This window comes from Deinococcus aquatilis DSM 23025 (assembly GCF_000378445.1).
GTDB lineage: Bacteria > Deinococcota > Deinococci > Deinococcales > Deinococcaceae > Deinococcus > Deinococcus aquatilis.
Genome location: NZ_KB899761.1, coordinates 1 through 21,656, shown reverse-complemented (window position 1 = coordinate 21,656; position 21,656 = coordinate 1). Strand labels below are relative to the sequence as shown.

Sequence of the window (21,656 nt, the reverse complement as noted above, 5' to 3'; positions counted from 1 at the left end):
TTCTCTTGCTCGATCAGGCGGGCTGGCATACCAGCCAGAAACTCCAGGTGCCGCCGAATCTCTTCCTCTTGCCCTTTCCGGCGTATACGCCGGAACTATCCCCCGCTGAACCCATGGTGACCAAGCTGAAGCTGCCCATCGCCAACCGGACGCTCAACACCCTTCAAGAGGTGGAGGATTTGATCGCCGCAGAGTGTGTCCGGCTCCAGCACAACCCTCAGGAAGTTAAATCGCTGACCCTCTTCCCTTGGATCAAACATGTTTTGGACTCATTTTAAGCTCGTATCAGAGCGGAGAGAAGACGAACTTATCCGAGGAGCCGCCCCGAAGAACACTCTCCGTCTGCTCCCCCAGATAGATCTGACCCGTGATGGCTTCCAGCGCACCCCAGACCGCTCCCAGGGTAAACGTGCATTTCCGGTCACTGCCCAGAGGCTCGCCTGCGGAACACACTGTGTCTTGGGTTTCGATGACCACCATGTCATCCAGCTGATAGGCCCGGGTCACCGCCGCCAGACGGGTGCCCTCCTGACCAATCGCCGCATTCAGCAGTCCAGCGATCTGCTCGGTGGGCACGTTGCTTCCGGCCAGGCCCAACTCCTTGACGAGGTTGTGCCCCCGAACTTTGCCGGCCCGGGTGAACACGACGGCGGCGCCGTCGGCACCCAGGGTATCTTCAACCCCAACAATTACGGCTTTGAAGCAGACGATGGAACTGTAGTCACCGAGTTGCGAACGAATTTGTGGAGCAATGGATGTTGTCATGACAGACCTCTGTGGATAAAGGGTGGCGAGCAGTTGACTGACGGGCGTGGAAACCGAGTCCATCAGAATCTCAAGACGGGGAGACGCTTAGAGAATGTTGGCGACGCTCTGAGCCGTGTCACGCGCCTCCATGTGCAGCAGTCCCAGGTTCACGCCCGTCGGCACCACGACGGCCAAGACGCCCTTGCTGCCGGCGGAGTAGATGTAGACCTGACCCGTCAGGCCGCTGACGCTCATGTCGGTCAGTTCACCGCCGCCCAGCGTGTCATTGATGCGTTTTCCCAGCCCGATGGCGGTCGCGGCCATGGCCGCGACCCGGTTGGCATCGGTGCCGTCGCTCATGGCCTGGGCGATGGGAAGACCATCGACGGTGGCGACCAGCACCCCGCGAAGTTCGGGCATGGCGGTCCGGAGGGTGCTCAGGGTGGCGTTCAGGCGGTCTTGTTTGCTCAGGATTGCAGTCATCAGAAGCTCCTTGGGTTCGTGTCGCCCAGTTCCGGGGCGAGGAGAGGGGTTAAGGTGAGTTCCAACAGGTTCGCCAGCAAGCCGCGACCTTCTGCGGGATCGGTGGCATTCAGGCCCACCACTTGACGTTCCGGGAGGTCAAAGTACAGAGCGACGTCACTGGGTTGCCAGACCCGCCCTTGATCCTGCCGGGTCACCCCAACCAGAAACGGGATGGGGTTCCGGCTGGTGATGAAGTCGAGAATGTTGCGCGCATGTAAAAAATCCTGTGGGCGATCTCCGGCCACCAGCAGCACCAGTCCCAGGGCGCCCTCGCACAGCACTTCCCACATGAAACTGAAGCGGTCTTGTCCGGGAGTACCGTAGAGATGCAGTTCCTGTCCGTCCAGGCGCAGGGTGCCGAAGTCGAAGGCCACGGTGGTATTGAGTTTGCCGATGTCTTCGCTGGCTTCGACATCGGTGGCGATCACGGCGGTTTCAGAGATGGTCTGGACGAAGGTGGTCTTACCAGCCCCGACGGGACCAGCCACCACCACTTTGAGAGGCCTGTGGACGGACGTCATGTTCTGGCCGTTCCCGTGAGGCGCCGCAGGGCCGTGAGAAAGCGCTGGACCAGGGGCGGAGAAACGGCGGGGACACTGGGCACCACGGGAGCGTCGGCTTTCAGGTGGTCGGTTGAGCGCGATCCGGCGCGCTGAGGGGTCACCAGCTCCAAGGCTCGTAATCGGGACAGCATGCGTTGCACCTCGGATTCGGTCCGCCCGACCTGCACACTCAGTTCAGCGCTGCTGGCGCCTGACCCCAGGTGGGGCTTGAGCAGCGTCCAGATCTCCGCGACTGCGGCAGGAACCGGCACGGGAAGTCCAGAAAGCATGAAACGGGTGTCGGGATGAGGCAGCTGACCGAGAGAAATGGGGAGGTCCGAGGGTTGAAGCAAGTCGATCAGGGCGAGATCTTGAAAACCAGAGGTGGTGGCTGAGAGGGGAAGTGGTTGAAATTCAAAGGCACCTTGTCCCTGGGTCTGAAGGTGCTGAAGTATTTCACGGACTTGGGCTTGATCTAGGACTGGAAAGCCGTCCAGATACAGGGAGAGGACCTGACCACGCGAGAGATTTAATTCAACAGTGCGATGTTGATAGGCCTGATGGAAGAAGAGGGCGCCGCTTTGCGATTTAAGTACTTTTGCTAGATCGGTGAGTGCGTGATCTTTGAGATCACCGAACAAAGCCATAGAAACTCCTTAAACTCTCTTAGACTCTTCTGGACCTCAACAGCAGCTAGAGAGTGCTTACTGCTGTGGTTTATTTTACAGAGCAAGAAATGACAAATTACTTACATTTTTTGCGGCAGCGTTGGGGGTAACCCATCATCTAATGCCCTTCTCAAGAGAGGGTCAAGCCCATTGGAAGACTTGATACAGAGTGAGAACGGTAATTGGTCCACCCTACCTCCCCCAGCAAATTCCGCTGGGGGGAAGAATATCTTTGATTCCTAAGGATCAATTGGATAGAGGGCTGAATTTGTAAAGACAGCCAACTTACTGATCATAGGCGTCAGCAATTTTAGACTCAGGTAAGTTTGATACAGAAAGCCATACTACTGAAGGTGCAGTACTAAGTGTTTAATTAGATATCAGGGATCTCATTGTTTTTGAACAAGGATGAGATTGACATAGCTCTACCAAGCTCAAATATGGCAACAGCATCTTAGCTAGAAATCGTCTGCCTACATTTGATTTCGCTTAGCGTTGTAATAGTTTTGTTAGAGAAATTATTGGTGAGATTCAATACGCTGGTCATTGATCGAATGGCGTCGTAGAAGCGTATTCGGTCAACCCGAATTCAACTGGGGCAAAGGGAAGTCATGGGTTGTGCTCAACATGACTGGTGGGCCCGAGCCCAGATACTTGAGTGGGTGTCTGTGATTTCAAAAAGCCGTTGAACTCTTCGGGAATTCGGGGGTGAACTGGCAGACTCACGCCTCTTCCTTTGCCTGCAGGGGCACCGCATCTGACCGGCGGAAGAGGCCCGTGAGCCGCTCTGTGTTGCCCTTCCGGAGTTTGAAGAGCGCGGCGACTTTCTGGTCATCGGCGGGTTGCAGGCCTGCAAGGTTGAGGGCGTCGGCGGTGGCGAGGTCGGGCGGGTGGGTCTGGTGATAGGTGGGGATTTTGTCTTTGGGCATGTGGGGCAGCTCCTCTACCCGCTCAGGCGCAGGCCAGGGCAGGATGATCAGATACAAGATTGAAAGGTGCAGAGGGGACCGTCAGAACACCATCTGGGGCAGCAGTTCGGTGTCCCTCCCCCACCGGATGAGCCTCTGCTCAAGCCAGGCAAATCTGAGATGATCATCCAAAGCTCACACTGCAGTGATGAACTCATCTCCCCAAGCTGCGGCCGCTGAGGCCGCCTTACAAGGCTTCGGACGAGAGGAGCCCCAAGCCCTTCAGACCTGCTGTCAAGTGTTTGCTCCGTTGCTGTTTGCCTTAGCGCAGCATGCCCAAGTGGTCGATCAGGAAGCGGCCGTTGAAGCGATCGTGCGAGATTTGGAAACCCACCACCTGAGCTGGCCCCGTTCCAGTTTGAGTGCAAGGGTGTGGGTGACGGGCATGGCCCAACGCCGATTGCGGCTCTTGTCCTCTCAGCAGTCTTCAGTGGCGGCCTGACCTTTGCCTGAACCTTTCAGCTGTTGAGTCTCTATCAGCCAGCCATAGGCCCGGTATACCTCGCCCTGATAGCGCTGCCGGAGTCGATATTCTGCCGCCCGACGAACGGTTTGAGACAGCCCGGACAACAATGGATCGTGTTGCTGTTGCCAGCGGTAAAAGTCCCGGAGATGCAGCTGCCAGAGTTCTTCCCGGTAAGCAGGGTCCCCCTCCACCCTGACGGGATGTATCTCCGGGAGCGAAAGAGCTTCATACCGGGTCAGGGTCCTGACTTCCCAGGCTTGACGGGTCTGGGCCGCTTTGAGCATCAACACCCCATGGGCTCTGGCCCGTTCTTGGGCGTGCTGAAACGCTTCGGTCGTCTCTAATTGCATCACACGTGTTCCGAGATACAGCTTGATTGACTTGGAGAGGTGATGGCCAGCTCTGTTGGTCCAGCGCTCATGATCATGGGTGTTCAGGAGCGCTCGGATCATCCCCAGGGTCCAGCTGGAGTGAACCCAAAGTACCGGGCCAGCAGGCAAGTCACTTCTAGGCGGCATGATAGCGGGTGGCAAACTCGGCCGGTGGGACATACCCCAAACTGGAATGCAGACGTTCCTGGTTATATAGCTGACCGATGAAGTGGTGGATGTGGCGCTGTGCGTCGTCAAAGTCGAGATAGTCCTGTAGATCGACTTCTTCTGTTTTCAGGGTTTTGTAAAAACTCTCCATGCGGGCGTTGTCGTAGGGGTTGCCCTTTCTGGACATACTGGGAATCAACCCAGCCTCTTGAAGCCGATCAACGTAGACGCGACTCGCATATTGAGACCCCTGGTCAGAATGGTGGAGGAGACCTGGAGCTGGGCAACGCGCCCCAAGCGCGTTGTTGAGTGCCCTCACGGCCAGCGCCGCGTCAATACACTTGGACATGGCCCAGCCCACGATTTCTCGAGTGAAACTGTCGAGGACGCAGGCGAGGTACACAAAGCCCTGTCTGACCCGAACGTAAGTCAGATCGACTTGCCAGACTTGGTTGGGTTGAGTCGGAACCACGGTCGGCAGCAGATTCGCAAACCGACGTTCGCTGTGTGTCGAGTCCGTGGTGGCCTGAAACCGCCGTTTGGGACGGCATAACAACCCTCCTGCTCGCATCACCCGTAAGACGCGCTTGTGATTGATCGGGCGTCCCCGGCGGGCCAGTTCATGAGTGACTCGACGGTACCCGTAACCCGTCCACTTCAGCGCGATGGCCTCAATCTCTTGGGCCAGCCCAAGATCCGGGTCCACTGGTCTCCGAGTCTGCTGACCCAGATACCAAGACCGACTGACCGCGTGCAGCTCACACAAGCGACGTACCGACACCGTGGGATGCGCGACTCGCGCATCCGAAATCATTTGGTGCCGTTTTTCGAGCGGTACGTCGCCAACGATTTTTTCAGAATGGAGTTCTCCAAAGCGAGCTGACCACAATACCGTTCCAATTCAGCGATCCGGAGTTCGTCGCTACGGTCCGTCGTGGCACCATCGGTAAAAGCGGCTTCTCCACGCGCCTCAACCTCTTTGCGCCAGCGATGAATCAGGCTCGGAGCCAATGAATGGGTTCGGCTCAGATGGGCGGTGGTGTGCTGACCGGCGTTGATCTGGCTGACCACCTCAAGTTTGAAGTCGCGGCTGTGATTTCGTCCTGGCATCTGATCTCCTTCGCGATGCAATCAGCCTATCCGCTGACTGGGGCGAAGTGTCTTGGCCTGTGGTCCTGTCCAAGGGGGTCAGTCCAAGCCCCGATCTTTCAGGTCTTCAGTGGTGAGGTAGGGGTCGCTCATGTGTGGATCAGTGTGTCAGACAACTTGAGAGAAGGACGAGGAGGGTGAGAGGTCGGATTCATGTATGTGTTAACCCGCAGCGTAGGGGGGGCGACGGTACTTGAGCGTAATGTCTGTGACCGTCAGCGTGTCCTCGGTCTTCAGGTGCAACAGCGGCGTGCTGCCCGGACGTTCCTGGACCTGCACCACATCGACCACTTGATTCGGGTTGGCTTTCAGTTCCCAGAGACCGAGGTACTTCGCAAAATCCACCCGGGGCGCGTCCTCGACGGGTTCAGTCGACTGCTGGGTAGTAGAGGCGCGGGCGGGATCGTTCTTCACGTCGTAGGCCCGGCCCTGGGGGGCAAGAGCGGATCTGGACTCGGCCTCACCCTTGATCATTGCCAGGGTCAGCGGCTCCCCGATCAGGCGATCAAGGCCCAGCACGGCGAGGCGCTCGAAGCCTCCGGTGGTCAGGCTGACATCCAGTCGGGCGGCAGTAATGGCCTGCCCAATCTCGTCATCGGTCAGGCGGGTGAACAGCTCGCGGGGAATGCCCTTCACGCTGGTCGGCAGACTCAGGCGGGTGTGCAGCTCCCCGATTCGGCTCTTGTTGCTGCAAAACAGCAGCGCCCGGAGGGACTTCATTTCCAGCGGGTCCCGGGCGGACCGGGCTTCGAGCACCTGCCGGGGAATTGGGGCCAGCGCCAGCAGCGCCGCGCCGCCCGGAATAGTTTCAAGGGCAGGAATTTTAGATTCTGTTTCCCCACCTTCCATCTCAGCTGACTTCTTTCCTGTGAGGGGCAGACCTTCGCTCCCTTCCACCGTTGGCGGTGTGCCGTGGGGTTCGGCGCCAGCCGAGAAATCATCATCATCCTGAACCGTGACGGTCACGGCTTGAGGGGGGCCTGATGTTGATGATGAATTCTTTGGGGAAGTCTTTGAAGAAATCTCTGTAGAAGTCTCTGTATTTGTATCCCGAGTATTCCGGATACGTCTCCCGGATAGATCGGATACGTATCTGGAATGTTCGGGATAGGTATCCCTTTTATTCGGGATACCCTCCCCCTCTCCATCCTTGGTCTTTTTGACATTAGGCTTGGGAGGCTCAGCAACCCAGAACCACCCATCGCCACCGCGCTCATCTGCTTGCAGAAGCACCTTAAGGGCTTCCACAACAGGTTCCACATACATGACGTTCGATGCCTTACGGCCATCAGCCAACCGGATGGTACGGAACTCGCGGGTAATCAGTCCCCGGTCAACCAGGAACTTCACGGCATCGGTGGCCTGTTGTTTGCTGACCCCGAATAGTCCGGCGTAATAGTCATAGGTGCGTTGCAATTTATCGGCTTCAAACTTGCGGGTGGTCTTGAGGAGCTTGCCTGTCAGCTCGTCCCGGTGGTAGGTCGGGCGGTACCAGTACAGGTCATCGGCGTAGATCATGATGGCGATGTGCTGGGTGATGCCGTAGTCGCTTTTGAATTCGCGGCGGGTGAAAAAGCTGTGCGGAATGATGTTGCCTTCGAGGTGCAGCTCGCCAATGGCCTGCACGGTCGGGGTGGGCGTATTGTCGCGACTCACAGTAGTTTCCTCAGGGCCGAAAATTGAGGGCCTCCCTTTACAGGGGAAAGATCAACGTATAAGGACGTTGACCCTAGCGCCTATGTCGGCTAACATAGGTGCAGGCTGCGATCCCGCAAGGGACCTGCCAGGTTCGAAGGGCCTCGGATAAAAACCCTTTGCTGTACGGACGCTCTAGTGTTTGCTGCACTGGGGCGTCCGCCTTTTGGTCACGAGTTATAGGTGACCTACTCAGTTCCCCCAGCGTATCACGCCCCTGTGACGTCGGTTGCATTGATCTGCGCGAGCCCCGCTGTCACAGCGTCCGGCCAGTGCCGACACATCCAGCGGTACTCATCCAGCAGTTCGTCTCTTTTCATGTTTTGGAGGGCTGCGGTACGAATGGTTTGCATGCCTGCCGTTAGGCTGTGATTGACCCACGGGCCTAGATCCAGCAATGCGCGGATCACCGAGCTCGATGGGTTGTCTTCTTTGGGTGGCGGTTGTGCCTGGGGTGGAGGCGGCTCGGGCGCGGCTCTGGCTTCAAGCTTGACCCAGTGCCGGCCCCCGTGCTCCAGATGGCTGACGTCTGTCCAGCGCCAGCCTAGGGCCTGCTGAAGCTCACGGGCCAGTGCGTCGCCAGGGGGTTGACCCAGATGGCTGAGGGCCACCCCGACCCCCATAGGGCCGCCCTCCACGGGATAGGCGTGCAGCCGCAGGCCGTCCCCGAGGTCTTCAGCCTGTTTCTTTCCGGTGATGGCGGCGTCCTGTGTCAGGTTGAACACCAGGGCACTCAGCGTGCTGGGGGACGGTAACTCCAGAGCGGGGGGGTCAGTGGCGCTGTGCTGCAGCAGGGTCGGCGCGGCCGACTTGCGTTTGGGGGCCATGGGTGTCCTCGCGCTGCGCGTACTGGCGCAGCAACTCACTGAGTGGGGGGAGCCCCGGAATTGGGGGCGAGGCGTGGTACACGCGGACAATCTCGAGGTCTGGATCGTTCTCTGAGCGGACCAGCAGAACGAACATCAGGACGCCGTCGGCTTCGGCCTGGAGCGTGAGTTCGACGGCGCGGGCTTCAAGGGTAGGGGGTGCGGTCATGGTGGCTCCGGCAGTGCGGGCACCGGGAGGCGGCCTGTGTTGGGTTTGCGGTACCGCTTGGCGGCCCACAGCAGGCCAGCAGCGGTGAGGTAGGTGGTGCGGGTGGTGTGCTCGATCCCTTCCGGATCTCTCCACGTGCGGGGCCTCACCACGAAGTGCCCCGCATCGATGTGCACCTGGTAGGGCAGGTTGTGCCGGGATTCTCCGTGCTTGTGTTTGTGCATTAGCACTTCGTCGGCGTACAGCTGGTCTCTGAACTTCTGCGGCCCCCAGCCCAGTTCCTTAGCGGCCACCTCGATCAGGTGCAGTCCCTCCGCGCTAAGCAGGGTGTCGTACACCTCGGCTTTGGGGGCGAGCAGTTCGACCTGCGCCTTCGCCAGTTGGTGGCCTTCAAACTCGTCGGCCCAGGCCCGCGCGGCGGCGGCTGGATTCTGGAAGTCAGGCAGCGCTGGAACTGGGGCGACTTCGAACGCCCCAAACTTTCGGATCGCAGGCAGGACTTCCTCAGTGACCCAGGCCTGAAACGGCTCGGCGTTCGGTGAATCGCTCCGGAGCACGACCTTATAAAAGCCCGACTCGCTGATCACGGTGACTTCCTGTGGGCCACCAGGGGTGTCCACCAGGCGGACACCCTTTTGCTCGTCCTTGAGCCGGGAGGGAATGTTGCGCGGGTTGCTGATGCCCAGGACCCGGCAGACGTCGACGAGGATGAACCAGGGGCCGCCCGGCTCCGGCAGCACGCGGATCGGTTGGGCCCCGAAGAGGAACACGCTGGTGGAAGACGGGCGCTCCAGGGTCATGTCAACCTAGCCAGTCTTGGGGCCACCAGCACCCACCGACTGGCCCTTGCTGATGCTGGGCTTCCCCGACTCGGCTCACGAAGCGAACCAGTAGGACCGGCCGGACGTCATCTTGGACGTCGACGTGCAGGTTGACCAGGCCTGGGTCGGACAGTAACACGCGGGAAACGCGGGCGGAGTGGTGGACGTCCTGGCCGTCCTTGAAGATCACTGGCATGCCAACGTAGGGTTTGAAGAATTCCTGATCGTCTTCGGGTGGGATCTCGACGGGCTGGCTGGCGGCGGTGGCGATCAGGGCTCCGAGGAGCAGCAGCAGGGGAACGGCCAGACGTTTCTTCATGGCACTCCTTCAGGCTTGAATGGACTGGGCGAGGTCGGCTAGGGCCGTGTCGAGTTGGCTGGGGGTGGCGGCGGTGAACTGACCTGCTTCGGCCAGGGCCAGGGTGCTGAGCAGGCTGCGGCGCAACACTTCGCGCTCGTGGCGGGTGAGGGTCAGGCCGGGAGTGAGCCGGTGTGCCAGGTCCTGTAGGTCCTGTTTCAGGAGGCGGTTGGCGGGCGTGGGCACCTGCTGGAGCTGGAGGCTGGCTTGAAGGCTGAGTTGGTAGAGGTGGTGGGGGGAACACGTGGGCGGTTTGGCTTTCGGGACTGTACTGAGGGTCATACGCCTCCTTATTGAAATGGGGTGGTCATCTGATCAGGTTGGTTTCCATAACAGCTATTACGGAACAGACCGCTCATTCCCCCAGTTTGTGAATTCAGGGTGAAAAAGCGGGAGCAACATGCCTGCGCCCCAGCTGTTCAAATTCAGGGCGTATGTTCGATCTCACACAGTTGAGGGGGGATGTTGAACACGCCCAGGCCTGAGGACGTATCGCTGGACCAACTCAACTTCTGGTGGCCGAGACGATTAAGTCCAGCTCAGCACGAGCTCTGGCAGACGCTGCAAAGCCTTGGGGTCGAAGCCGCCTGGGAGCCCCAGGGAGACGCCGTCCCATTCCTCTTTGTCGTGAAGTACCGGGGAGGGATCGTCACTCAGGGGGAGGCTGCGGGACAGCACCCCATCGCTGTGGTACGGGCGACCCTCCTGCGCGCCGCGACGTTACTCCAGCGGCGGGGGATTGAAGTCATTCCTCAATGAGCGGATGTGCGGCATGGAGCGCTCCTGTACTGTGGGGGAATGACGCTGGAACTGATGGTTGCCAATCTGGACCTTCAGGGCCGGGCCGACCGCATCGCGAGGCTCGAACCTGAAGCCCTGCGCCGTGACGTCCTGCGGGCCGCCCGCGATTCAGATCTGGACGGCCTGTGGCACTTTGTGGAAGCCCACCTCGTGACCCGCGGAGGACGCGGCGCACGAGTGAGTGCGAACACGCTGGAGAGCTACCGGGTGGGCCTCGAGCAGTTCCTGACCTGGGCCGGGCCTGCTGGAGTGAGCCTGCTGCGGCCCGGAGCCAACGCGGGTTTCCGGTATGCCCGCCATCTGGAGGCCTCCGGCTTTGCCCCCAGCAGTGTCCGGGTCCGCCTCGCGGCAGCGCGGGCGTTGTATGCCACCCTGCGCTGGGCCGGGACGACGGACGCGGCCCCGTTCAGCGACGTCCGGACGGCCAGCGATCCGGTGCCCCGCTGGGAGAAGCGCCAGCCGTACCCGCCTGAAGACGTGGCGACCCTGCTCCTGCACGCCGGGATGCAGGAAGCCGTGATCATCCTGCTGGGCGCCCACTGCGGACTGAGAAATACGGAAATGACGACCTTGCTGCGCAAGGACATCCATCTGGACGCTCCCTATCCCTATCTGATCGTCACCGGCAAACGCCAGAAGCGCCAGGCGGTGCCGCTCAGCCTCACGGCAGGGCAGGCGCTGCGCACCTGGTTGGCGGCAACCCCAGATTGGGGAGATCTGGTTCTGACCATTCGCACGCGCCAGGGCATTGAAAAAGCCCTGAAGAAACTGTGCGAACAGGTGGGCGTGACGTATGAAGGGCGGGAGGTGCACGGCCTGCGCCATAGCGCGGGCACCCGCACCTACGTGGAGAGCGGCGACATCCTGGCCGTGCGCGACCATCTGCGCCACCGCACAGTCGAGAGCAGCGAGATCTACGTGAATTACGCGCGGGCAGGCAAGAAAGCGGTCAACCAGGACTGGTGAGGCTATAGACGCGCTCCAGCGGTTCCACCTCCGCACCGGCCATCAGGTAGAACGGGCTGCGGACGGTGGGAATCACCGACTCTGCTGCTTCCAGCGCCAGCAGGAGGCGTTGCTCGGGCGGGAGCTTCAGTCCGTCCGTGGCCCACAGTGCGCCGAGAGCGGCCTGTTCCCCGCTGCCCACGGCCGCAAACGGTTCGCGCCAGGCAGAAACGCTGAAGTCGCTCTGCACCGTGAACAGTTGCTCGTCGAGGACCACCAGAAACTGCCCCCCGGTTTCCTCGTTGTGGGTGACGGTGCCGTACCCGCCCTCTTTGAACAGTTTGCGGAGGCTGGGCACGACGTCGCGGGCCAGATAGGTCAGGGCGGGCGTGTCCTTGGGCCGTTTGGGGGGCGCGAAGCTGTATTCAAGCAGCTGGGCCATCCGGAAGCTGGAGGTGTAGCCGATGCTCAGGCCCCCATTCACGAACAGCTTCGAACCGGCAGTCAGATTGTAGGTGTAACCGTTGCTGGAGCAGCTGTCACTGGCGAGATAGGGGATGCCGTCGTGGATCAGGCCGACAATCAGGGTCAAGTTCTGTCCTTTGCTTTGGAGCCGCGTTTGCGCTTGGGTCGCTCTTTGCGGCGTTTGCCGCGCTGGACGTGAATGTCCTGTTCGGTCATGGGCACGAACGCGTTGGAGGGTCTGTTCCGCTGGTGGACGGCGAGGGGAGAGCGGGCCACCAGCAGCAGGCAAGGCTGCTGGTCGGCTTTGAAGGCGGCGGCATAGGCAGTCGCCCCGGGGAGCAGGGCCTTGAGCGACAACTGGTCGAACGGCACGACCCGCAGCACCCGCACCGGGCGGCCTCCCTCAAGGCGCACCAGATAGACCGGTTGGTGCAGGGCGATCTGCTGCAGGCGGGTCAGGCCGAGTTCGGGGGAATGCGCTGGGTCGTCCGGCTGGAAGAGGAGCGCCCGCACTGTTCCGCGGAGGGCTTCAAAGATGGCAAGAGGCTTGATGTGCATGCGTCTCCTACGGGACAACGAATGTTGCCTCCTCAAGTCGACAACGGAGCCAGAAGGACTTGAGGTACTGGGTCAGGACTTTCAGGGCGACCCTCCACCTCAGGTGAAAGATGTCTGAGACGCGGTTAGGCGATTGGTCAATCCTGGTTTGGTTCAGAGGTCTGTCAGAAGGCCTCGGCTACGTTGAACTGATGTGCTCGAGTCCATTTAACGATGCCCCCCGATGGCATAGCTCCAGAGGGCCATGAGCCACCGTCAGCAATCTGACCTTGCTCTAGGTTCTGCTCAACAAGATCTTCGCTCTGGGATACGCTGATGCCTCAGAACTATCAACTTCTGTTTGAGCAAGCTGGGGTTGGACTTCTCGAATTCACGTTCGACGGCACCATTGTGCTCAGCAACCCCTGTGCCGCAGCATTTTTTGGGTATCCATCCGATCAACTTCTTGGCATGAATATTCGGGACCTCACTCACCCGGAGGACCTTCTCAAAACGCAGCAAGCTCTAGGCCAGGTGCTCCGCGTTGAGGTTGAGGTGGCCGTGGTCGAAAAACGTTACTTGCGTGTGGATGGGAGTATCGTCTGGTCGCGTTCGCGGGTTTCCCTGCTGCGAGATGTTTCGGGAGAGGCGCACTCCTGCGTGGCGGTCATCGCGGATATCACAGAACTCAAAGAAACCCAGTTCGATTTGCGCCAAGCCAATGACCACCTGCGGGAGACGCTCGCCGGAAGCCTGTTGAGTCTGGGGCTCGCGTTGGAAGCACGGGACCTTGAAACCTCTGGACATACCCAGCGCGTGGTCGCCTTGAGTGTGCGCTTGGCTCAGGCCTTGCGCCTTCAGCCTGAAGAGATTGATGAACTCAAGCAAGGTGCGTACTTGCATGACATTGGGAAACTCACCATCCCTGACGCGATCCTCACCAAACCCGGACCGCTTGATGCGGAGGAATGGAGCCTGATGAAAATGCACACGACCGCTGGGCATGAGATTGCCTCACAAATGCCGACCCTGGCCCAGTCGGCTCTACTGGTCATTCGGCATCATCATGAGCGCTGGGACGGCACAGGCTATCCAGATCGGCTGGTCGGAGAAGACATTTCGCGATTGGCCCGAATTTTTGCGGTATGTGATGTCTATGACGCGCTAACGAGTGAGCGGCCCTATAAAAGGGCCTGGACTCACGAGCAAGCGGTGGCGGAATTGCTGAGCCAGGCGGCCAGACACTTTGATCCCAAGGTGGTGGCCACCTTCGTAGAGCTGATGCGGACGTGAGCACACCTCCAGGAGTGGTGGATTGAAGAACGGAGTGGGGGTGAAGAGAGCCGGAATCGAACCGGTGGCGCGGACGCCCAACCACAATCCCTCCAGAAATAAGCCCGTATCGGGGGCCAGACGTGTTGACCAAATCAACAAGGGATCTTGCTCCGTTTCAGCAGCCTCACGGCGCGGGAACGTTTTGTTTGGCATGGGGTCGTGCAGCGGCTGCCTATGCCGAACGCTCGGCAGGCCGCCTTCCCTGGCTGTTTGGCGGTGGGAGGTCCCGCCCAGAAAAATTGTCATGCAGCACGCTCAAAGCAGGGGTCAAGCTAGAGTTGGAACAGAAATTCCCGCTAAGGCTGCGCTAAAGAAGTTACCTCATGTGATGTCACCTCTTCAGCAACAGTGATCACCCCAGTTCTGGGCGCACACTGACCTGCTCACCAAACCGTTGGCAGGCCGTTCACTCACCGTCCAGTTTCACCGTTGACTCCACCGTGTCATGGTGCCACTCGTCCAACCATTCCATGAGCGCGGCGTGGAACGCCGCGCCACGGTTGTTCACATACACGCGCTCGCCCTCCAGGCCGCGCACCAGTTGTTCTCCGAGCGCTGCGGCGGGCAGCAGCACCCGTCCCGCTGGCTGCTGACCCCGCACCTCATCCACGGACTCTCCCAGCAGCGCTGCGCGGCTCCGCGCTGAGGTCGCTGCCAGATTCCCCTCGACACCAGATGGCACCAGCAGCGTCACATGAATGCCTTCTGGAGCCAGCGCCGCGCGGAGGACGCCAGCGTAGCCCGTCAGCGCGTGCTTGGTCGTGGCGTACAGCGCCGACAGGGGATCCGGTTCCCGAATGGCCAAACCAGAGCCTGAACCCGTCAGGACGATGCCTGCACCCGGTTGGCGGCGCAGGAGTGGAAGAAAGGCCTGAACGGCTAGGACGCTGGTCATCACGTTCAGGTTCCAGGCCCAGTGCCAGTGGGCTTCCGTGAGCTCGTCTAGGGGGCGCATGTCCAGCACACCCACCGTTACCACGAGCAGGTGCAGTTCTGGGAGGCGACGGGCCAGATGCTCAAGTGAGGAGAGGTTGGTCGCGTCAACCTGTGCGGACCGCGTAGGTGCACTCAGGAGTGCACAGGTGGTATCTGCACTGGCCTGATCGAGATCGGCAACGATGACAGTCATGCCGGCGACATCCAGGGCCTGGGCAACGCCTCGTCCGACGCCACTGCCACCACCAATCACGAGGGCTGTTCGACCAGTCAAGTTCACGGTGCACACGGTACTGCAGAAGGAGGGTGAGCGGTGCTGTCGCCCATTCAAGCTAATGTTGAAGTGGTGTCCAGTTGGGGTGTACCCCAACTGGACGTCCAGCAACCTGCCTCATTCTGCCCAACTAGGGTCGGAATCTTGTTTTCCTGACAGGGTGATGCTCAACTCTGAGAGTTCAACTTGACACATCGCCGGAGGCTCACCGTGAACGGTCAACGCATCGGGTATATCCGCGTCAGCAGCTTCGACCAGAACCCGGATCGCCAGCTCAACGGTCTGAACTTAGCCCGTACCTTCACCGACCTCGCTTCGGGCAAGGATACCCAACGGCCACAATTGAAGATCCTACTGGAGTTCGTGCGCGAGGGCGACACCGTCGTCGTACACAGCATGGATCGCCTCGCACGTAATCTCGACGATCTCCGGCAACTGGTCAATAGTCTGACCAAGCGGGGTATCCGGGTGGCGTTCGTCAAAGAAGGCCTGACCTTCACTGGAGAGGAGTCACCCATGTCGACCCTGCTGCTGAGCGTGATGGGGGCATTCGCCGAGTTTGAACGGGCCCTCATCCGGGAGCGTCAGCGCGAGGGCATCGCCCTCGCCCGCAAACAGGGAAAATACAGAGGCCGGAAAAAAGCGCTCTCCCCGGAACAAATCGAGCAGCTGCGAACACGCATTCAGGCTGGGGAGCCGAAAGCGATGCTCGCCCGCGAACTGGGTATCAGCCGAGAGACCCTTTACCGTGCCCTGAAGTCCACTTGATGCCGGCCTTCTTGGATGTTCATGCCGGTTGAGTTCCTGAGTGACGAGCAGGCCGCCCGGTACGGGCGGTATCCCCAAGATCCCTCGCCGGAAGACCTCACGCGCTTTTTCTACCTGAGTGAGCAAGACTATGCCTTTATCGCGCAGCGCCGTCGCAAGCGGAACAGACTGGGCTGCGCCGTCCAGCTCTGTACTGTGCGGTACCTGGGCACGTTCCTTTCCGAACCGACCCAGGTGCCGCAGACGGTCATTGAAACGCTGGCTGTTCAGCTCAATGTCGATCCAGACGTGTTCCAGAGCTACCGGACACGGGTAAGCACTTGGTACGAACACCAGACTTTCATTCTGGCCTATGCGGGCCTCCAACCCTTTGACGGTTTCCAAGTCTTCCGACTGACCCGCTGGCTGTACGCCCAGATAGCCACCAGTGCGGTGCGTCCCAGCGTGCTGTTCGATCTGGCCACTGCACATCTGGTCGCTCAAAAGATCGTGCTGCCCGGCGTTTCGGTTCTGGCTCGGTTGGTGGCCAGGGTTCGTGAACGGTTCAGCAGCCGCACGTTTCAAGGTGTCAGTCGTCGGTTGACCCTGGAACAGCAGGCCCGCCTGGAGACCTTGCTGGTCGTCCCTGAGGGCGAGCGGTTGACCCCGTTGGAAGTGCTGCGCACTTCCCCGACCCGCATCACGGCACCAGCACTCTTGGGTGCCTTCCAGCGCATCGAGCAGATCCGCGAGATTGATGTTTCTGGGGTTGATTTGGATGACGTGCCAGAATCCCGCCGCGCGCTGTTGGCCCGGCATGCCCAGAGTGCTTGGGCGCAGACGCTTGCTCGAATGGGCGAAGACCGTCGGCTGGCTACCCTGTTGATCTTCGTGCAGCACTTGGAGCGCAGCGCCACCGACGACGCGCTCGAGCTGTTTGACGGCCTGATGACCTCGCTGGCCGTGAAAGGAGAGACGAAGCGAAAACGCGATCGGCTGCGCACCTTGAAAGACCTTGATCAGGCAGCCCTGGTGTTGCAGGACGCGTGCCGCGTCCTGCTGGATCGAACCACACCAGACCGAGACGTCCGGCAGGCGGTCTTCACGTTGATCGGGGAAGCTCGCCTCAGTGAGGCCGCGAGCACGATCCGGACGCTGGCGAGTGAAGAGACTGACCCGGCCTTGGAAGCCCTGAGCGGGCAATACACGACCGTCCGCCGGTTTCTTCCCGCGTTCCTGCGAACGATAGAATTTAAAGGAACACCCGGGGCCAGACCACTGCTGGACGCTTGGAACTTTCTGATACGAATGGAAACGGGCGGGCGTGGGAAACCCAAGTGGTCGGATGCGCCCCGCTCCTTCGTGCCGAAGAGCTGGGAGCGGCAAGTCTTCCCGCTGCGAGCCGACATGGATCACCAGATGTACACCCTGTGCGTGCTGGAGCGACTCCAGCAGGCCCTGAAGCGGCGTGAAGTCTTTGTGCCGAACAGCGAGGGGTTTAGCGATCCCAGAGCAGAACTGTTACAGGGGACGGCCTGGGAGACGGCGCGGGACGACCTGTCCCGTGCGCTCGGGCGCTCTCTCGATCCAGCGGTCGAACTCGACCTGATGGGCATCGAGCTCAACAGCGCCTATGTGCAAGCACAAAACAACCTCGCCACCAACAGCGCCTTGAAGCTGGAAATCAAGGAGGGTCATACCCGGCTCAGCCTCACCCCCCTCGAAGCGCAGCCAGATCCACCCAGCCTGAAGTTGCTGCGCAATCAGGTGACGCTCCGACTGCCTCAGTTGGAGCTCTCTGCGCTGCTGCTCGAAGTCCACGCCTTGACAGGCTTTGCAGGTGCGTTCACGCACCTGACCGATGGACGTGCCCAAATCAATGATCTGCCGCTGAGCATGTGTGCCGTCCTGCTCGCGCAGGCCTGCAATATCGGCCTCAAGGCCGTGGCCAGACCGGATGTTGCGGCGTTGACACTCTCTCGCTTGTCGTGGGTGCAGCAGAATTACGTCCGGGCACAGAGCATCGAAGCCGCCAACGCCCGCCTAGTGGACGCGCAGCTCGATTTGTCCCTGGCCCAGGTCTGGGGCGGGGGAGAAGTTGCCTCTGCCGACGGAATGCGTTTCGTGGTGCCCGTCAACACCATCAGTGCCGGCTGGAACCGCAAATATTTCGGCTCACAGCGCGGCGTAACGTATTACAACTTCACCAGCGACCAATTCACCGGCTTCCACGGCATCGTCATTCCGGGAACACTGCGCGACTCACTATTCATTCTGGCAGGCCTGCTGGAACAGCAGACGCGCCTCGACCCACGCGAGATCATGTCCGACACCCACGGGTCAAGTGATGTGGTGTTTGGATTGTTCTCGCTGCTGGGGTACCGCTTCAGTCCCCGGCTGGCTGACCTTCAGGATCAACGCTTTTGGCGGATGGAGAAGAACGCCGATTACGGCGTTCTAGGAGACCTGAGTCGACACACCATCAATCAGCGGCTGATCACGGAGCACTGGGACGACCTCCTGCGGCTGGTCGGGTCATTAAAACTGGGTAAGGTCAAGGCGACCGCAGTGATGCGCACCCTGCAACGTGGCGGCAGCCTGTCTGGGTTGGGACGGGCCGTGGCCGAAGTGGGTCGAATCGAGAAGACTCTGTATCTGCTGAACTACGTCCAGGACGAGAGCTACCGTCGCCGTATTCTGGTGCAGCTCAATCGGGGCGAGGCCAGACATGCAGTTGCACGCGCCGTTTTTCATGGGCGCAAGGGTGAACTGCGTCAGAAGTACCGGGAGGGGATGGAAGATCAGCTCGGGGCGCTGGGGCTGGTCATCAATGCCATCGTCCTGTGGAACACCCGCTACATCGAGGTGGCCTTAAATGGCCTGAAACGTTCAGGGGCGCTGGTGAATGCCTCGGACGTTGCTCGGCTGTCTCCACTGCTCCACGAGCATGTCAACATGCTCGGGAAATATGATTTCACGCTCCCAGACGAGATTGCTCGTGGCCTGCTCAGGCCACTTCGTGACCCCGACAGCCTCGAGGAATTCATTGCCCAGATTTCTTAGCGGGAAAATCTGTTCCGACTCTCGTGCGACCCCTGACAGGTACGTCCCGATCCTGCCGAGCCTAGCCCAGGAATTGCGTACCCATCTGGGGAGCCGTCTGAGTGGCTTCCTCTTCGAGAGCAACCGCGCCGGTCAATACACGCTGAGGATGGTGCAGCGCGTGGTACATGACGCTGCTGTCAGCGCCGGAATCGAAAGAGCGGTGACTCCACAACTGGTGCGGGCCAGTGCCTTTGCACTGCTGCTGGACGCCAGGATGCCGCTTGATTAGGTTCAGAATTTCCTGCGGCACAAGAGCATCACCGATACCGAGTTCTATGCCCAGAAGAGCGCCAAAAATATGGAGGATTAATCCTGCAAAGTACTTGAGCGCCGCGAAGTGCCGGATGCTCGATCTTCCAAAGCGCGAACAGGGCGGCGACTATTCCCGGAAAGTTTGCGCGAGGCTCCTGTTCAGCGGCACGATCTACAACGCGAAGCTGGGTTGGGCCAGTGGATGATGTGACCTAGGTTGATAGTTTATTATTTTGATATTTGACTATCAAGATAGAGTCCATGTTTTGAGACTCGAAGTCACCTATTCCTCAGTGGCAACGACCACAAGTGACAGGGTCTCAAAGAGGGTGCCACGCCGTTCTTCTCGGAGACCTTGGAAAACTCAGGAAACAGAGCGGACTGCCCCCGTTTTCCACAGCGCAGGTGGTACTCGGCATGGGCATGGTACCGTTGGTTGGGGAGCACCAATAAGTTTTCGGGTGCATTGTTGAGCGAATTTCCGTCCCGTTGATGGACAATTTCGCCTGGCAACAGGGGACGTCCCAACTGTTCTGCAGCAACCGCACGGTGTACCAGAACTGCTTTGTGAGTTTCCCGATTCCACCGTTTAGCATAACGCTTGAGCCTCCGCTTCTGCGTCTCTTGACCTAGGTACATAGAATACTATAGTCCTAGTTTGATATCTATTTATCTAATAGATTATTTATCTTGTAAACTAGGACTATAGAGACCTAGGTTATTTCGCCAACTCTGCCCTATCCTGATAGACATGAAAACGCTCGCTGTTCTTAGTCTCAAAGGGGGGGTGGGGAAGACTACCACCTCCCTCTATCTAGCGACAGTCGCTGCGCAGGCCGGTCAAGCAGTGACCATTGTTGACGCCGACAGCGAACACAGTGCGCACCGCTGGGCTGCCCACGCTCAACTTCCTTTCGAGGTAGTTCAAGGCGAACCTGATCGACTGGCACGGCAAGTGAAAGCGGCTCAAGCGGGAGACCGAATCGTCATCATCGATACTCCGCCCAACTCACGCGAGCTTTTGCTGCGCGCAGGTGGTCTGGCAGACATCGCTCTCGTTCCGGTAGCCCCCACAGGGTTGGAGGTAGATCGGTTGCGGCCTACTTTAGAGTTGCTGGCTGACTTACAGGCCCAGCGCGAAGACTTAGACGTGGCCGTGCTGCTGACCCGTTACAACCCGCGTCGTCGCCTGGCCCGCGAAGCAGAGGAAGCACTCGAGGGCCTTCCTGTGCTGAAAGCCCGCATCCGCGAACTCGAAGCGTATAAAGCAGCGTTTGGAGGTCTCCCCAATGATCTGGATGAATACACAGCTGTGTGGAAGGAGCTCCAAGAATGACCAAAAGTAAACGGCCGAAACTGGGAGACGTGCTTCGGGGAGGAGACCAGACTTCACCAACAGTTTCACCAGCTCCTACTCAGCAAACATCGGAGGTCAGCGAGCAAGTTCTAGAAAAACTGGTGCAACTCAACGTCACAGTTCCATCGCAACTTAGGCGGGAGGTTCGCATTAAGGCCTTGCAGCAAGGCGTTGAAGTCAATACCATCGTCCGCCAATTGCTTCAGGAATGGTTGAACCAAAAAGGGTAGTATCCTATTTAAATATATTTCTATAGACCTAGGTAACTATCCTATTTGGGTATGATCTAGAGCTCAACGAGGGTACCAGCCTTAAAGTCACGCCGCTTGTGGGTCAACCCGAGCAGAAAAAATCTCTTGGCATCCGCATCCGCTCGAGCATGCACCATTTCCTGTGCAGGTTAGCCCTGGAAACGGAGAGCGAGGTCTAGCACCGCATGCACCTAGAAGACATCCTAGACGCCCTGCTGATGGAGCTACACGCCGATCCCAAATTGCGGGCGAAAGTGACTGAGCGCTGCCGGTAGGGGAGAGGAACTGAGTTGATGCCTGGTCACCCTCTTCGGGCTGGATGGGAGTCAAGGCAGGAGCGTTGATGCGCTTCCCTACCAGACTGGGTTGACTGCCTACACAAAGGCTTGGAAGAGGTGAGTGAGGGGGCCGCACATTGTCGCCTCAACAGCAACCAGTGGCATCACTCATCCGTCGGAAGCATAGAAGGTCATAGAAGCCGCCCTAGTTCGAGCATCTCTAGGGCGGTTTAGCGGTTCCATCAGACTAACCCTGGCCCAACTCGGCGCCAAGTGGTGACGGTCTTGTTCCCGATGACTTTTTCATCAGGTTGTTGAAATGGGGTACCAATACGCTCAAGTGGGTAACTTTGGCGTAGAGAGTTCTCAGGTTCGTTGCTTCTGTTTCAGTCCCACCAGTGGCCCACGTCCTCGTCATCCTGTGCGACTGCGGGACTGCTCAGTGGGAGGGCGGCCACAAGCGCACGGTAATGTTCAAATCCGTGCATCTGGGCGACCAGATGCAGTGTGGCGGTGTGGGTAATCTTCAGACCGTACCGTTGCTCCAACGCAGCGCGAAGGCGTTTGCCCGGTAATGCTCCAGGAATGACTTCTAGAACTTGACCCTTTTGAAGCGAGGGACGAGCACACTGGAGAGCATCATGGGGAAACAACGGAAAACTTGGACGACCGACGTCAAAGAAGCCATTGTCCTGAGCGTCTTGCGCGGAGAGTTGGGGGTCGCAGAAGCGGCCCGACAGCATGACGTCAACGAAAGCCTGATCCACAGCTGGAAAGCTCAGTTTTTGGAGGCGGGCCGAGCCCGCCTCGCGGGAGATCGTCCGGATCAGGGTGTGAGCTTGCTGGAACGCGAGAACGAC

General features: G+C 59.5%; 26 protein-coding genes and 1 pseudogene. 9 read left to right on the top strand and 18 right to left on the bottom strand.

Annotation, left to right across the window (positions count from 1 at the left end; all coding sequences use genetic code 11):
* Positions 1-278, top strand: a pseudogene (locus F561_RS30635) (IS630-like element ISAva6 family transposase); the annotation flags it as partial.
* Positions 279-285: 7 nt separating this feature from the next.
* On the opposite strand, the gene F561_RS0122545 reads toward F561_RS30635, so the two are convergent.
* The 14 genes from F561_RS0122545 to F561_RS0122480 all read right to left on the bottom strand — a co-directional run bounded on the left by F561_RS0122545 (position 286) and on the right by F561_RS0122480 (position 9,795).
* Entirely contained in the window at positions 286-765 is a 480-nt protein-coding gene (locus F561_RS0122545; protein ID WP_019012231.1) for a hypothetical protein, read from the bottom strand.
* A gap of 87 nt (positions 766-852) precedes the next feature.
* The gene (locus F561_RS0122540) at positions 853-1,230 is read right to left on the bottom strand and encodes a roadblock/LC7 domain-containing protein (protein WP_019012230.1); all 378 of its coding nucleotides are present in this window, start codon (positions 1,228-1,230) and stop codon (positions 853-855) included.
* The gene (locus tag F561_RS0122535) at positions 1,230-1,793 is read right to left on the bottom strand and encodes a GTP-binding protein (RefSeq protein WP_026299153.1); all 564 of its coding nucleotides are present in this window, start codon (positions 1,791-1,793) and stop codon (positions 1,230-1,232) included. Before F561_RS0122535 ends, F561_RS0122540 begins: the two co-directional genes overlap by 1 nt.
* Positions 1,790-2,461 (bottom strand): hypothetical protein, encoded by a 672-nt coding sequence (locus F561_RS0122530; RefSeq protein ID WP_019012228.1) that lies wholly within the window; start codon positions 2,459-2,461, stop codon positions 1,790-1,792. The genes F561_RS0122535 and F561_RS0122530 overlap by 4 nt, the downstream gene beginning before the upstream one ends.
* A 743-nt stretch (positions 2,462-3,204) precedes the next feature.
* Complete coding sequence (locus F561_RS0122525; RefSeq protein ID WP_083922611.1) at positions 3,205-3,411, bottom strand: hypothetical protein; 207 nt, start codon at positions 3,409-3,411, stop codon at positions 3,205-3,207.
* Positions 3,412-3,867: 456 nt separating this feature from the next.
* Entirely contained in the window at positions 3,868-4,368 is a 501-nt protein-coding gene (locus F561_RS0122520) for a hypothetical protein (protein WP_019012226.1), read from the bottom strand.
* A 55-nt stretch (positions 4,369-4,423) separates the two neighbouring features.
* Positions 4,424-5,269 (bottom strand): IS3 family transposase, encoded by an 846-nt coding sequence (locus tag F561_RS0122515; RefSeq protein WP_026299152.1) that lies wholly within the window; start codon positions 5,267-5,269, stop codon positions 4,424-4,426.
* Positions 5,266-5,565, bottom strand: coding sequence for a transposase (locus F561_RS0122510; RefSeq protein WP_019012224.1), 300 nt, complete (start codon positions 5,563-5,565; stop codon positions 5,266-5,268). Before F561_RS0122510 ends, F561_RS0122515 begins: the two co-directional genes overlap by 4 nt.
* 201 nt (positions 5,566-5,766) lie before the next feature.
* Positions 5,767-7,260, bottom strand: coding sequence for a hypothetical protein (locus tag F561_RS27535; RefSeq protein ID WP_019012223.1), 1,494 nt, complete (start codon positions 7,258-7,260; stop codon positions 5,767-5,769).
* A gap of 248 nt (positions 7,261-7,508) precedes the next feature.
* Positions 7,509-8,126, bottom strand: coding sequence for a hypothetical protein (locus F561_RS0122500; RefSeq protein WP_019012222.1), 618 nt, complete (start codon positions 8,124-8,126; stop codon positions 7,509-7,511).
* The gene (locus F561_RS27530) at positions 8,071-8,334 is read right to left on the bottom strand and encodes a hypothetical protein (protein WP_019012221.1); all 264 of its coding nucleotides are present in this window, start codon (positions 8,332-8,334) and stop codon (positions 8,071-8,073) included. The genes F561_RS0122500 and F561_RS27530 overlap by 56 nt, the downstream gene beginning before the upstream one ends.
* Positions 8,331-9,134 carry a phage antirepressor gene (locus tag F561_RS27525; protein ID WP_019012220.1) on the bottom strand — a complete coding sequence of 268 codons (804 nt, stop codon included), beginning with the start codon at positions 9,132-9,134 and terminating at the stop codon, positions 8,331-8,333. Before F561_RS27525 ends, F561_RS27530 begins: the two co-directional genes overlap by 4 nt.
* Position 9,135: 1 nt before the next feature.
* Positions 9,136-9,474 (bottom strand): hypothetical protein, encoded by a 339-nt coding sequence (locus tag F561_RS0122485; protein ID WP_019012219.1) that lies wholly within the window; start codon positions 9,472-9,474, stop codon positions 9,136-9,138.
* 9 nt (positions 9,475-9,483) lie between these two features.
* A complete protein-coding gene (locus tag F561_RS0122480) occupies positions 9,484-9,795 on the bottom strand; it encodes a hypothetical protein (protein WP_019012218.1) in 312 nt (103 codons plus the stop codon).
* A 516-nt stretch (positions 9,796-10,311) separates the two neighbouring features.
* On the opposite strand from F561_RS0122480, the gene F561_RS0122470 reads away from it, so the two are divergent.
* The gene (locus F561_RS0122470; RefSeq protein ID WP_019012216.1) at positions 10,312-11,280 is read left to right on the top strand and encodes a tyrosine-type recombinase/integrase; all 969 of its coding nucleotides are present in this window, start codon (positions 10,312-10,314) and stop codon (positions 11,278-11,280) included.
* Here the strand turns inward: F561_RS0122470 and F561_RS26510 are convergent.
* Both F561_RS26510 and F561_RS0122460 read right to left on the bottom strand, forming a co-directional pair.
* Positions 11,264-11,851, bottom strand: a complete 588-nt coding sequence (locus tag F561_RS26510; RefSeq protein WP_019012215.1) for a hypothetical protein — start codon at positions 11,849-11,851, stop codon at positions 11,264-11,266. The genes F561_RS0122470 and F561_RS26510 overlap by 17 nt on opposite strands.
* A complete protein-coding gene (locus F561_RS0122460) occupies positions 11,848-12,282 on the bottom strand; it encodes a hypothetical protein (protein ID WP_019012214.1) in 435 nt (144 codons plus the stop codon). The genes F561_RS26510 and F561_RS0122460 overlap by 4 nt, the downstream gene beginning before the upstream one ends.
* 315 nt (positions 12,283-12,597) lie before the next feature.
* On the opposite strand from F561_RS0122460, the gene F561_RS0122455 reads away from it, so the two are divergent.
* Complete coding sequence (locus F561_RS0122455) at positions 12,598-13,554, top strand: HD domain-containing phosphohydrolase (protein WP_019012213.1); 957 nt, start codon at positions 12,598-12,600, stop codon at positions 13,552-13,554.
* A 448-nt stretch (positions 13,555-14,002) separates the two neighbouring features.
* Here the strand turns inward: F561_RS0122455 and F561_RS26505 are convergent, their stop codons facing one another.
* Positions 14,003-14,785, bottom strand: a complete 783-nt coding sequence (locus tag F561_RS26505) for an SDR family oxidoreductase (protein WP_019012212.1) — start codon at positions 14,783-14,785, stop codon at positions 14,003-14,005.
* 231 nt (positions 14,786-15,016) lie between these two features.
* Between F561_RS26505 and F561_RS0122445 the strand changes: the two genes are divergently transcribed.
* The 3 genes from F561_RS0122445 to F561_RS27520 all read left to right on the top strand — a co-directional run bounded on the left by F561_RS0122445 (position 15,017) and on the right by F561_RS27520 (position 18,887).
* Positions 15,017-15,574 carry a recombinase family protein gene (locus F561_RS0122445; protein ID WP_019012211.1) on the top strand — a complete coding sequence of 186 codons (558 nt, stop codon included), beginning with the start codon at positions 15,017-15,019 and terminating at the stop codon, positions 15,572-15,574.
* Between the two features lie 21 nt (positions 15,575-15,595).
* Positions 15,596-18,616, top strand: a complete 3,021-nt coding sequence (locus tag F561_RS0122440) for a Tn3 family transposase (protein ID WP_040381695.1) — start codon at positions 15,596-15,598, stop codon at positions 18,614-18,616.
* A 73-nt stretch (positions 18,617-18,689) separates the two neighbouring features.
* Positions 18,690-18,887 carry a hypothetical protein gene (locus F561_RS27520; protein ID WP_019012209.1) on the top strand — a complete coding sequence of 66 codons (198 nt, stop codon included), beginning with the start codon at positions 18,690-18,692 and terminating at the stop codon, positions 18,885-18,887.
* Positions 18,888-19,189: 302 nt separating this feature from the next.
* On the opposite strand, the gene F561_RS28280 is transcribed toward F561_RS27520, so the two are convergent.
* Positions 19,190-19,549: an HNH endonuclease gene (locus F561_RS28280; RefSeq protein ID WP_083922609.1), complete on the bottom strand. Its 360-nt coding sequence runs from the start codon at positions 19,547-19,549 to the stop codon at positions 19,190-19,192.
* Positions 19,550-19,661: 112 nt separating this feature from the next.
* Here F561_RS28280 and F561_RS0122430 point away from each other — a divergent pair, with 112 nt between their 5' ends.
* The 3 genes from F561_RS0122430 to F561_RS0122415 form a co-directional block, all read left to right on the top strand.
* Positions 19,662-20,246: a ParA family protein gene (locus F561_RS0122430; protein ID WP_026299151.1), complete on the top strand. Its 585-nt coding sequence runs from the start codon at positions 19,662-19,664 to the stop codon at positions 20,244-20,246.
* Positions 20,243-20,497, top strand: a complete 255-nt coding sequence (locus tag F561_RS29275; RefSeq protein ID WP_157452111.1) for a hypothetical protein — start codon at positions 20,243-20,245, stop codon at positions 20,495-20,497. Before F561_RS0122430 ends, F561_RS29275 begins: the two co-directional genes overlap by 4 nt.
* 940 nt (positions 20,498-21,437) lie before the next feature.
* A partial coding sequence (locus F561_RS0122415) for a transposase (RefSeq protein WP_019012205.1) occupies positions 21,438-21,656 on the top strand: 219 nt, incomplete at its 3' end.

Bases quoted from the DNA above. Each gene is read 5' to 3' on its own strand.
- F561_RS0122515 (WP_026299152.1), bottom strand. From the start codon at position 5,269: ATGATTTCGGATGCGCGAGTCGCGCATCCCACGGTGTCGGTACGTCGC.
- F561_RS0122470 (WP_019012216.1), top strand. From the start codon at position 10,312: ATGACGCTGGAACTGATGGTTGCCAATCTGGACCTTCAGGGCCGGGCC.
- F561_RS0122520 (WP_019012226.1), bottom strand. From the start codon at position 4,368: ATGATCCGAGCGCTCCTGAACACCCATGATCATGAGCGCTGGACCAAC.
- F561_RS29275 (WP_157452111.1), top strand. From the start codon at position 20,243: ATGACCAAAAGTAAACGGCCGAAACTGGGAGACGTGCTTCGGGGAGGA.
- F561_RS27525 (WP_019012220.1), bottom strand. From the start codon at position 9,134: ATGACCCTGGAGCGCCCGTCTTCCACCAGCGTGTTCCTCTTCGGGGCC.
- F561_RS0122455 (WP_019012213.1), top strand. From the start codon at position 12,598: ATGCCTCAGAACTATCAACTTCTGTTTGAGCAAGCTGGGGTTGGACTT.
- F561_RS0122440 (WP_040381695.1), top strand. From the start codon at position 15,596: ATGCCGGTTGAGTTCCTGAGTGACGAGCAGGCCGCCCGGTACGGGCGG.
- F561_RS0122510 (WP_019012224.1), bottom strand. From the start codon at position 5,565: ATGCCAGGACGAAATCACAGCCGCGACTTCAAACTTGAGGTGGTCAGC.
- F561_RS0122485 (WP_019012219.1), bottom strand. From the start codon at position 9,474: ATGAAGAAACGTCTGGCCGTTCCCCTGCTGCTGCTCCTCGGAGCCCTG.
- F561_RS0122540 (WP_019012230.1), bottom strand. From the start codon at position 1,230: ATGACTGCAATCCTGAGCAAACAAGACCGCCTGAACGCCACCCTGAGC.
- F561_RS0122525 (WP_083922611.1), bottom strand. From the start codon at position 3,411: ATGCCCAAAGACAAAATCCCCACCTATCACCAGACCCACCCGCCCGAC.
- F561_RS0122480 (WP_019012218.1), bottom strand. From the start codon at position 9,795: ATGACCCTCAGTACAGTCCCGAAAGCCAAACCGCCCACGTGTTCCCCC.
- F561_RS0122530 (WP_019012228.1), bottom strand. From the start codon at position 2,461: ATGGCTTTGTTCGGTGATCTCAAAGATCACGCACTCACCGATCTAGCA.
- F561_RS27530 (WP_019012221.1), bottom strand. From the start codon at position 8,334: ATGACCGCACCCCCTACCCTTGAAGCCCGCGCCGTCGAACTCACGCTC.
- F561_RS0122430 (WP_026299151.1), top strand. From the start codon at position 19,662: ATGAAAACGCTCGCTGTTCTTAGTCTCAAAGGGGGGGTGGGGAAGACT.
- F561_RS0122460 (WP_019012214.1), bottom strand. From the start codon at position 12,282: ATGCACATCAAGCCTCTTGCCATCTTTGAAGCCCTCCGCGGAACAGTG.
- F561_RS0122545 (WP_019012231.1), bottom strand. From the start codon at position 765: ATGACAACATCCATTGCTCCACAAATTCGTTCGCAACTCGGTGACTAC.
- F561_RS0122535 (WP_026299153.1), bottom strand. From the start codon at position 1,793: ATGACGTCCGTCCACAGGCCTCTCAAAGTGGTGGTGGCTGGTCCCGTC.
- F561_RS28280 (WP_083922609.1), bottom strand. From the start codon at position 19,549: ATGTACCTAGGTCAAGAGACGCAGAAGCGGAGGCTCAAGCGTTATGCT.
- F561_RS0122500 (WP_019012222.1), bottom strand. From the start codon at position 8,126: ATGGCCCCCAAACGCAAGTCGGCCGCGCCGACCCTGCTGCAGCACAGC.